This is a genomic window from Parasynechococcus sp. (assembly GCF_042954325.1).
GTDB lineage: Bacteria > Cyanobacteriota > Cyanobacteriia > PCC-6307 > Cyanobiaceae > Parasynechococcus.
The window spans coordinates 1-9,761 of the sequence record NZ_JBGKDS010000085.1; the positions used below are offsets into that span (position 1 = coordinate 1).

Annotated in this window: 11 protein-coding genes, 1 other RNA gene and 1 pseudogene; 5 read left to right on the plus strand and 8 right to left on the minus strand. The window is 61.2% G+C overall.

Annotated features, from left to right (window positions below; translation table 11 throughout):
- The 4 genes from ACGVKB_RS10465 to ACGVKB_RS10480 all read right to left on the minus strand — a co-directional run.
- Positions 1-207 (minus strand): hypothetical protein (locus ACGVKB_RS10465; protein WP_392351679.1); only part of this gene is annotated, 207 nt, incomplete at its 3' end.
- 15 nt (positions 208-222) lie between these two features.
- Positions 223-405, minus strand: a non-coding RNA gene (gene ssrS / locus ACGVKB_RS10470) — 6S RNA.
- 7 nt (positions 406-412) lie between these two features.
- Positions 413-1,591 (minus strand): 5-(carboxyamino)imidazole ribonucleotide synthase, encoded by a 1,179-nt coding sequence (locus tag ACGVKB_RS10475; RefSeq protein WP_392351680.1) that lies wholly within the window; start codon positions 1,589-1,591, stop codon positions 413-415.
- A 58-nt stretch (positions 1,592-1,649) separates the two neighbouring features.
- Positions 1,650-2,540 carry a carbohydrate ABC transporter permease gene (locus ACGVKB_RS10480; protein ID WP_392351681.1) on the minus strand — a complete coding sequence of 297 codons (891 nt, stop codon included), beginning with the start codon at positions 2,538-2,540 and terminating at the stop codon, positions 1,650-1,652.
- A gap of 86 nt (positions 2,541-2,626) precedes the next feature.
- Between ACGVKB_RS10480 and aroB the strand changes: the two genes are divergently transcribed.
- Complete coding sequence (gene aroB, locus ACGVKB_RS10485) at positions 2,627-3,757, plus strand: 3-dehydroquinate synthase (protein WP_392351682.1); 1,131 nt, start codon at positions 2,627-2,629, stop codon at positions 3,755-3,757.
- On the opposite strand, the gene ACGVKB_RS10490 is transcribed toward aroB, so the two are convergent.
- The gene (locus tag ACGVKB_RS10490; protein WP_392351683.1) at positions 3,702-4,901 is read right to left on the minus strand and encodes a class I SAM-dependent methyltransferase; all 1,200 of its coding nucleotides are present in this window, start codon (positions 4,899-4,901) and stop codon (positions 3,702-3,704) included. The two genes, aroB and ACGVKB_RS10490, sit on opposite strands and share 56 nt — an antisense overlap.
- A gap of 31 nt (positions 4,902-4,932) precedes the next feature.
- On the opposite strand from ACGVKB_RS10490, the gene ACGVKB_RS10495 reads away from it, so the two are divergent.
- The gene (locus ACGVKB_RS10495; protein ID WP_392351684.1) at positions 4,933-5,742 is read left to right on the plus strand and encodes a TPM domain-containing protein; all 810 of its coding nucleotides are present in this window, start codon (positions 4,933-4,935) and stop codon (positions 5,740-5,742) included.
- Positions 5,743-5,750: 8 nt separating this feature from the next.
- Here the strand turns inward: ACGVKB_RS10495 and ACGVKB_RS10500 are convergent, their stop codons facing one another.
- A complete protein-coding gene (locus ACGVKB_RS10500) occupies positions 5,751-6,479 on the minus strand; it encodes an endolysin (protein WP_392351685.1) in 729 nt (242 codons plus the stop codon).
- Positions 6,480-6,566: 87 nt separating this feature from the next.
- On the opposite strand from ACGVKB_RS10500, the gene ACGVKB_RS10505 reads away from it, so the two are divergent.
- On the plus strand, positions 6,567-6,749 hold the full coding sequence (locus ACGVKB_RS10505; protein WP_392351686.1) for a hypothetical protein: 183 nt from the start codon (positions 6,567-6,569) through the stop codon (positions 6,747-6,749).
- Here the strand turns inward: ACGVKB_RS10505 and ACGVKB_RS10510 are convergent.
- Positions 6,733-7,800 (minus strand): hypothetical protein, encoded by a 1,068-nt coding sequence (locus ACGVKB_RS10510; protein WP_392351687.1) that lies wholly within the window; start codon positions 7,798-7,800, stop codon positions 6,733-6,735. The genes ACGVKB_RS10505 and ACGVKB_RS10510 overlap by 17 nt on opposite strands.
- Positions 7,794-8,582 carry a TIGR04168 family protein gene (locus ACGVKB_RS10515; protein WP_392351689.1) on the minus strand — a complete coding sequence of 263 codons (789 nt, stop codon included), beginning with the start codon at positions 8,580-8,582 and terminating at the stop codon, positions 7,794-7,796. The genes ACGVKB_RS10510 and ACGVKB_RS10515 overlap by 7 nt, the downstream gene beginning before the upstream one ends.
- Positions 8,583-8,695: 113 nt before the next feature.
- On the opposite strand from ACGVKB_RS10515, the gene nadA reads away from it, so the two are divergent.
- Both nadA and ACGVKB_RS10525 read left to right on the plus strand, forming a co-directional pair.
- Positions 8,696-9,628: a quinolinate synthase NadA gene (gene nadA, locus ACGVKB_RS10520; protein ID WP_392351688.1), complete on the plus strand. Its 933-nt coding sequence runs from the start codon at positions 8,696-8,698 to the stop codon at positions 9,626-9,628.
- Positions 9,625-9,761 (plus strand): annotated as a pseudogene (locus tag ACGVKB_RS10525) (DNA ligase-associated DEXH box helicase); the annotation flags it as partial. The gene nadA and the pseudogene ACGVKB_RS10525, both read left to right, overlap by 4 nt.

Below are 9,761 nucleotides of genomic sequence, written 5' to 3' on the forward strand. Positions count from 1 at the left end.
AGCAGCCGCTGCACACGCTGTTGGGTGAGCCGTTTGGATGGAAGGGTCCTCCAGACAAAGCCGGTGCCAGTCGTGGCGGGTGAAGCAGCCGGGAAGGATGGCGCGACACGCCACCTGCGCATCGTCAGCTAAGAACATCGCTTCAGCCGATCCAGCGGGAAGAGGGCTGAAACCGATCAGAACCAGAAGGATGGTCAGCCTTGTCATCGCCAGACCAGAAAGGGGTGAACCGCCATGCCGTGCGCGCCCCAGTGGTCGACCTGGAAGAACCAGAAGGGGAGTCAAAGTGGGGATTCGTTTCCGGCTACAAGGCCGGTCTACGGCACCGTCACGACAGACTCCCCAAGTCGAAAGAGAGTCAGATCAGAGCACTAGAAAAGGCCGTCACCAACACAGCAGTTCAGGTTTGATTTTAGTCGAGCTCCTGGCGAGGAAGCGGCCAGATGCCACGAATGATGCCGAGGGCCTCCTGTGCTTCGCGATGGCGGGCGGCCGCCGTGTCGCCCTTCAATAAAACAGTGACGTGACCAAGCTTGCGCCCGGGCGATTCGGGTGTCTTGCCATACCAGTGGAGATGGGTCTCGGGCAGTTGGCTCAGAGCATCCAGGCGTTGCTCCAAGGGAGCGGCCTGGTCCGAGGCGACCCCCAGCAGATTGACCATCAGGGCTCCCGCATGGATGAGCTCCGGCGATGGCACCGCCAGATCCGCCGCAATGCAGAGCTGCTGATCGAACTGACTGGAATTGCAGGCTTCAATCGAGAAATGGCCGGAGTTGTGGGTCCGGGGAGCGATTTCATTGACCTGAAGACCATCCGGTCCGTAAAACAATTCCAGCGCCAGCACACCCACGTAGTTGAGCTTCGTCAGCAGCGATGCCGCCATGTTGTAAGCCTGTGCTTCAACGCTCTGATCGACGAACGCGGGGGCCAGCACCCAGTCACAGACCTGATGGCTCTGGTGGGTCTCCACCAGCGGGAAACTGCGCACACGGCCCTGACGATCCCTGCTGCAGACCAGCGCTAGCTCACGTTCATAGGGGACCCAAGCTTCCAGAAGCCAGTCATTGACCTCGACGGTTCGAAGCAACTGCGCCAGCCCTTCGATGCTGGCAATGACCCGTGTGCCCTTGCCGTCGTACCCACCCCGAGCCGCCTTCGCCATGACAGGGAATGCCCAGCCCTGGGGCAGCGCCGGTTGGGCGGGTGAAATTTGACTCAACGGACACCAGGGCGGACTGGCGATGGCGAGGTCATCCAGCAGTTGTCGCTGGGACAACTTGTCGACCAGTGGAGACAGGGAGGCCAGCGACGGACGGAACAGAACCCCCTGCTGTTCCAGGGGCATCAACGCATCGATGTTGATCCACTCGTTCTCAAAGGTGATCCCGCTGCACCCTTCGACCAGTTGCCGGGTTCCCGCCACATCACGGGGATCAGCCGTCACCAGACGCTGGGCAAGCTCAGCAGCCGGATCATCCGGCGACGTCGTTTGCACCGAGACCGGAATGGCGCGGCGATTGGCCGCCTGAACCAACATCCTGGCCAGCTGTCCTCCACCGACAACCCCAATCATGGCGGTGGAGCTGGGCATTTCAGAACGGAACAGCACACCACTGCGCAGCATGCCACTTATCGGCGCCGGACGTCGATTAGATCAGCTGTCGATCACCTGTGACGAGCACTCGAATCAGCGTGAAGGCCATCACGACAAGGAAGAGGGCCAGTCCGAGCGTGCAGGCATAACTGATCTCAAGCTCGGCAAAAGCCTGGTCGTACACGTAGTAAACGATGGTGCGCGTTGAATCGGCGGGACCACCCTGGGTCATGAGAAAAACCTCCTCAAAGACCTTGGTGGCGGCAATCGATGACATCACAGCAACCAACGTGACGTAAGGCCGCAACAGCGGAAGGGTGATGTCGAGATGCTTCCGCCAGCCCTCGCTGCCATCCAATTCAGCAGCTTCGTACAACTCGCCGGGAATCCCCTGGAGACCGGCAAGAAAAATCACCATGTAGTAGCCCAGACCTTTCCAGAGGGTGACAAGCATCACGGCCGGCAAGGCCAACTGGGGGGTCGTCAAAAAGCCAATCGGTGAGAAAACATCACCGAACCAACTGGCCAGCCATCCGTTGATCAGGCCGTTCTCCGCGTACAGCCAGCGGAAGGCAATGGCAGCCACAACGATCGACACCAAGACCGGGGTGTAAAGCGCTCCACGCAACCAGTGGATGCCGGGAAGACTGCGATTCACCAGCACCGCGAGGCCCAGGGCCCCAAACACGATCGGTGGAACGACACCGACGAGGTAAAGAAAGGTGGTCACCAGCACCTGACGAACCATTGGATCTGTCAGGAGACGACGCAGATTCGCCAAGCCGACAAAGCGGAGCTGTTCACTGACATCCAGGCCTGTGGCACTGAAGCTCATCACCAAAGCCATCAGCGCTGGAATCAGCACGGAAATGCTGATCAGGAGCAGAGCTGGGAAGAGAAATCCCCACGCTGTGAGTGAGGCGCGCCATGACACGGGCAACGGCATCAAACCCATCCACCAATGGCGGGATCGTATGCCTCCCCACCGGGGTCTGCCCGGCAAAGTAGGCAGCATCGGATCCCTCCTCAGCCATGGCTGCCACCAGCGCACAGCCCCATCGCCGGATCACGGTCGCCTTGGATCGACAGCCCTATGACGTTGTCATCGGCGATGGCAGCCTCAGCGGACTCGGTCAACACCTGCTCGAAGCGGGCATCCGCCGGGGTCGCCGCATCCTGGTGGTCAGCAATGACGACGTGGCTGGCCCCTATGGCGCCCGGTGTCTTGAGGCCCTCAACCGGGCCGGCTTTGACGCCGAACTTCTGGTGATCGAAGCCGGGGAGGATCAGAAGACCCCAGCCACGGTCGCCAAGATTCATGACGCCGCCTTCGCGCAACAACTCGAACGCAGCTCTCTCATGCTCGCCCTGGGGGGCGGCGTGGTCGGGGACATGACTGGATTCGCCGCAGCAACCTGGCTGCGTGGGGTCGGGGTGGTGCAGGTGCCAACAACCCTTCTGGCGATGGTGGACGCAGCGATCGGAGGCAAAACGGGCGTCAACCACCCGGGTGGAAAAAACCTGATCGGAGCCTTCCATCAACCGAAGCTCGTCCTGATTGATCCCAACACGTTGTCCACGCTGCCGGACCGTGAGTTCCGTGCCGGCATGGCCGAGGTGATCAAGTACGGAATCCTCGGTGATCCGGAGTTGTTTGAACTGCTGGAAAGCAGCTCGGATCTGTCCTCGGCGAAGGGGGTCTCCCCGGCACTGCTGGAAACCATCCTGGAACGCTCAGCGGCCGCGAAAGCGCGCGTGGTGGCCGCTGACGAAAAAGAAGGTGGGTTGCGGGCCATCCTCAATTACGGCCACACCTTCGGACATGTGGTGGAAACACTCTGCGGCTATGGCACTTGGCTCCACGGCGAAGCTGTCGCCATCGGCATGGTGGCCGTCGGGGAATTGGCCGTGCAACGCGGGGATTGGTCACGGGACGACTGCGATCGTCAGCACGCCCTGATTGCGGCCGCCGGTCTACCGACGGCCTGGCCGAACCTGGACCCCGAGGCTGTGCTCAAAACCCTCCAAGGGGACAAGAAAGTCCAGGACGGTCAACTGCGTTTCGTGATGCCCACGGCGATTGGCAACGTTGAGATCCGCAATGACATCAGCCGAGAGCAGATCCTGCGGTGTCTGGAGTGTCTGGAGTGTCTGGATCGCTGAAACGCGAACCGACACCCCGACCGAACAACAACCATCGAAAGTCCCCAAGGGCCATGGGATCCACAAGGCGCAGCAGGGCCTCCCGGCGTTGCAACGCATCCGAAAGCTGTGTGGGTGGCAAGGCCTGCAGAGCATGCAAACGCTGGGCAAGCCCCAGGGCCAGCAGTGCTTCTCCCTGGCGACGCTGATCCAAGGCGCTCCAGCCCCCGGCGACGGCGGCGGCGATCACCGACTCAATGCAGAGATGGGCGGTGATATCCAGCTGCCCTGGATGGGTCAACGGATCCGCGCCAGCTCGCTGCTGGCGATAGGTGATCAAGGTGCCCTCTGAACGCCGTGGGGTGTAGTAGCGGGCGGCCTCCAGCGCGTAATCAATCACCAACAGCCAGCCCGTCGACAGGGCGTCAGAAGCCTGCGCCATCCAAGCCGGCAAGGCGGAATGCCATTCGCTGGTCCATCCGTCCGCCGCACCGGGGGGAGGCATGGCACATCCCGTCTCCGCCGTCCATGACGCAATGGCTGAGCGAAGTGCATCAGGCAGCTCCACGCTGTCGAGCTGAAGGCGCATGTCGGCGTTCAACGCCACGGTCTGGAGACGCAGCTGTTGCTCATGCCAGATCAGGCGATCGACAGGGAGAGCATCCAGCAGTTCGTGGGCCAGCAAAACGCCCTGCACAGGATGGCGCTGCAGCTCCTCCCAGGAGCTCCAACGCACCGGAAGTGTTGTGCAGCCAGCCAGACGCGCCTGCTGACGACGTTGCATACCCGGGTTGTGCTCGACCAACACAAGCTCGAGACGGTCGGCGAAGCCAGCGCACAACGCCGGCAGCGCCTCCGCCAGAGCGACGGACAGGTCGGCTTCACCTGGACCGACATCGACGACCGAGAGCGTTCCGCCGCTCGCCCGCAGCGTGCCCAGCCAATCCGCGAGCTGCGTTGCCAGCAGCGCCCCAAAATCGTCTCCAAGGCTCGGTGAGGTCGCGAAATCGCCCCCTGGACCGATCACGGCCGCTCCTGAACCGTAGTAGCCACCTTCAGGATCATTCAGGACCCAGTCCATGTAATGGCTGAAGGGCACAGCCTCGCCGGCCTGTTGCAGATGTCGCAACAGCCAGGACGGAATGGACGCAGCGCTGGAATCCATTGGAGAGAATGCCGCTCACTGCAGAGGATCCATGGGAGCACATCACATCAGGAGCCTCTGGGCCGCACTACTGGTGCTGGTGGTGAGTCTGGGCGTTGCCCATCCAGCCACCGCCTACGACAACCCCGATCTACTGCCGGACCATCCAACCCCGATCATCGATCTGGCACGCCTGTTCAGCGATCAGCAACGGGCCAACCTGGAAGACGAACTCAACAAGGTGGAGCAGGAAACCGGGTGGAAGCTCAGGGTGCTGACCCAGTACGAGCAGACCCCGGGGCTGGCGGTGCGTGAGTTCTGGGGGCTTGATGAAACCAGCCTGCTGGTGGTGGCGGATCCCCGTGGCGGCAACATCCTCAACTTCAACGTCGGCGACGCCTATTTCGCCATGATGCCCAGGACGTATTGGGTTGAACTTCAGACCCGATTCGGCAACCAGTACTACGTCAAAGACCACGGCGAAGACGGCGCTGTCACCGATGCCCTCAACGCCGTTGAAATCTGCCTTGAGCGGGGCGGTTGTCAGGTGGTCCCTGGCCTTCCCATGGAACAGTGGCTGTGGACGCTCACCACATCGATCTTCGGCGGTGTCATCGCCGGTTTTGCGGGTTACCCACGCAAGGAAGAGCAGACCATTGCCTGGTCCTGGATGCTGCTGCTGTCGCCACTGTGGTTGATGTTGTTCGGTGTCTTCGGAATCGCACCGGTGATCACCCGGACATCAGAGATTCTTCCCTTGTTGCGCAATACCCTCGGCTTCCTGGCAGGAGGAGTGGCGGCTTATCTGATCGCGCAACAGACGGTCGGCCGCCGTCTCAGCAACCAGGACAACGAAAGCTGAACTGAGCTTTAAAGCTGGGTCGCGCAGGCAATGCGTGACCCGGTGCAGACCTTGGGTGGAGCCGATGGGAGGCCAGCGAGCTCGTCCCTGCGCAAATCACGCAACCGGCGCAGCTCTTGCAGGTTCACGTCGTAAAAGGAACGCAGACGTGCATAGGCCTTGACCGGTTGGCCGTAATAACTGCGACCCGCCAGGGTTGGAAATGAGGCCCACTCCGGAGCAAGCTTGGCGGTCAGGACCGGCGACAGCGTTCCTGTGTCGGTGAGAGCCAGGGCCTTGCGGCGCTGGACAAGGAACAGGGCCCCTTGGTCCTGTGCCTCAGGACCAAAGCCCCGCACACCAATGCTGCGTTGCACCATGGTCCAGGTGAACGGCATGAACTGGTAAGCACCTGCCGCTGCACTGGCGTATCGGGAGCTGTAGATGACCCGATTGGGATGTCGGTCGAGCGACGGCATCAGACCACCACCGAACATCACCCGATAGCCGACATCAAAACCACCCTTCCAGGTGCCTTCCGCGAAACGGATGGTGTTGAGCAAGGCCCGACGCTCAGGGGTGATCACGTAGGGAATCGCCCTGGTGGGAACCGTGCCGGGAGCGCTGATCAGCTGAGCTCTCGTAGACGGTGGCAACAGGCTGGCCTGCACTGGAGCCGCGGCCAGTGCGGATGGGAGAGCGCCAACCAGAACAGCTGCGGCAAAAGCAGAAAGCCTGTTGGACGTCTCGATACCCATACCAGAACAATCAAAAAACAACTTGGAGAAACTGGTCAGCCACATCCGCGAAGGACGAAAAGCACTGACAACAGAAAATCCAACGCCATGACTTTGTCGAAACAAACCCCAAGAGCAATAGGTATATATGCCAGTCAACAAATCGCACAAGCCTCTGCAAATGCGGGAAAATACAAGCGCTGGTATCAATTAGCACCAACAAAAGCGGGCTCAGGGTTTCAATTATTCATTCACGATCAAAATTCTTTATCCATTACTCAAGCTGCATGACCAATGCTTCTGCGGCCGAGCGGGCTCCCCGTGCATCCAAGGGGGACTCGCTGGGTGGAAGCAAAGGACGGTCCAGCTCCCAGTCGCCCTGCATCAGCTGCTCACGACTCAGCTGACGGTGGTGGCTGTGGCGAACCAGCCCATCCAACAGAGCCCTGACCTCTGCGAAGTCGCGGCGTTCCACCACATGCAGCCCCACACCTGCAGCCATCGCCTCAGCAAAAGTGCTGAACCCGGGCTTGCCCAGGTGCCTTGCACAGAAAGGAAAGACATCCAACGGACGCACCCCCTCTGGAAGCAGTGTGAGGTTGGCGGGACAGCGATCCCCGACCAGGGCATGAGGCGCCGCCATGACGAAGTGACAGCTGGTCCATCGCTCGAGCAGCGCCCCATCCAAAGGCAGCCCAAGCCCACCAAAGCCGATCTGAATCAAGGGTTGATCCAGCGTCGTCAGAGCCTCCATCAGGTCGGGGGGGAGTGATCGGGCCGTCCCGCACACCAAGCCAAGCTGCTGTTCTGGACATCCCCAGTCCATGGCCAGATCAAACGGACAGCGCAGCAGCAGCTGACCGGTTGCATACGAGGCCCGTGCCTGCTCGGCGTGACGAAGGAACGCTCCGCCGAAGGGGGCATAAATGTCATCCCAGCCAAAATTGCTCATCCAGACCAGCGGGGCATCCAGCCGAGCCGCAAGAGCAGCCGCGGCCGGAGGAATGTCTCCGAGTACCAGGGCTGGCCGTCCACAGCTGCGAATCCATTCCGCTTCCGCCCGCACCAAATCGGGAAGCTGCTGGTGCAAGTGCTCCAACGCCAGCAAGGTGGAATCGGGATCCGATCCCAGGGCATCGGCCTGAACCATGCCCACATCCCAACGACAGGGGCGGATCTGAATCGGCGCCTCACCGATCAGTGACATCAAAACCCGTTCGTTCAACTGCGAACTGAGCACCAGCTGCCAATCAGGACGGAGCTGATGCAAGGCCTGAAGCACGGCAACATCGCGGGCCGCATGGCCAAAGCCATGACTACTGCTGCAGACGTAAATCAGCACGGCTGGGGATCCGGAATCGGCAGCTGCTCTTCGTGGCGCACCACACCATCGGGCGAGTACCAACGGTGGGCCAGGCAGCTGAGGCGTGATCCGCTGAACTCGACCCAGGACAGATGCAACAGGGTTAGGCCATCGCCATTGACCCCGGAACGCGGCACGCATGCTGCGTTCAGGAATGCTGTGCCCTGCCGGTTGCGCACCAGAGAACGGCGCAGCCCGGACCCACGCTTGAGAGCGTGATGCATGTGACCAAACACCACCAGGTCAGGCCGACGCCGTTGACTCATTTGGTCCAAGGCAACAGCCAAGTCCTGGTCTCCCCAATCGACCGCGGGTTTCTTCCAGTCGCGGCCGCAAGGGCTATCGGGCTCGGAGCCCAACCCAGTGGGGCCGCAGTGGGCCATCACGATCAGGGGCTGGTCGTCGGGAACCTCAGCAGCAGCGGCCACAATCCGCTGCACAGACGTCTCCAGGGCCACAGGGCCATACACCGCCTGAACAGCCTTGGAGAGATGAAATCCACCACCCGCACTGCAAGGGCGAGCACCCACGATGGACACAGGCAGATGGTCCCAGCTTCGACGCGTCCATCCGCAGTGAAGATCTCCAAGCAAGCTGAGTTGCTGCCGAAGCACCCCACCGGAACGATCTCCACCGCGGTCATGGTTGCCAAGAATGACCGCCTTGGTGTGGGGCAGGGCTGCGATCCGACGGGTCAGACGCAGATCACCGTCACTGAGATCGCCCACAAACAGCGTCAGGTCAGGCTTCAACTGCGCCAGGAGCTGCTCGTCAGCGTCACCCCAGGCTCCATGCAGATCACCGGCAATGGCGATGCGGAGAGTGTTCAGAGTGGATGCCTAGTCTGGCTCCATCCTGCCCGCCTCCGGATCCGATGAGCGCTGACAACACGCTGGTTGCAGCGATTCATCGGCTCAAGGCAGAGCGCAATGCCGTGATCCTGGCGCATTACTACCAGGAGCCTGAGATCCAGGACATCGCCGACTTCATTGGGGATTCCCTTGAACTCTCCCGCAAGGCTGCGGCGACGGAAGCAGACGTCATCGTGTTCTGCGGGGTCCACTTCATGGCCGAGACCGCGAAAATCCTCAGCCCGGACAAAACGGTCGTCCTGCCTGACCTCGACGCCGGCTGCTCGTTGGCGGATGACTGTCCGGCCGATGAATTCGCGGCCTTCCGGTCTCAGCACCCCGACCATCTGGTCATCAGCTACATCAACTGCACAGCAGCGGTCAAAGCCCAGAGCGATCTGATTTGCACCAGCAGCAACGCTGTTGACCTCGTCCAACAACTCCCCCCGGAGCAACCGATCCTGTTTGCTCCAGATCAGAACCTCGGACGCTGGGTCCAACGCCAAAGCGGCCGTGAGCTCACCCTCTGGCCCGGTCGTTGCACGGTGCACGAGGCCTTCAGCGAGGAAGCCTTGCTGCAGTTGAAACTCGAGCATCCGACTGCAGAAGTGATCGCCCATCCGGAATGCCAGCAAAACCTGCTGGATCTGGCCGACTTCATTGGATCCACGAGCAAGCTGCTTCAGCACACGGAAACAAGCTCCGCTGACACGTTCATCGTGCTCACAGAGCCGGGCATCCTCCATCAGATGCATCAGCGGGTTCCAGAGAAAACCCTGATCGACGTTCCCGGTGTGGATGGTTGCAGCTGCAATGCCTGTCCCTACATGCGTCTCAACACCCTGGAGAAATTGCACCGGTGCCTCGAAACCCTCGAACCGGCCATTGAGATGAATGAGGAGATTCGGCTTCAGGCCCTGCAACCGATTCAACGCATGCTGGAGATGAGCCGCTGATTGAACGCACCGCCGAGGGGCTGTATTGCCGTGCCGCCGATGCGTGGATCGATCCATGGCGTCCTGTGCCTCGGGCCCTCATCACCCATGCCCATGCCGACCATGCCCGAGCAGGGTGCGGCGAGTACTGGGC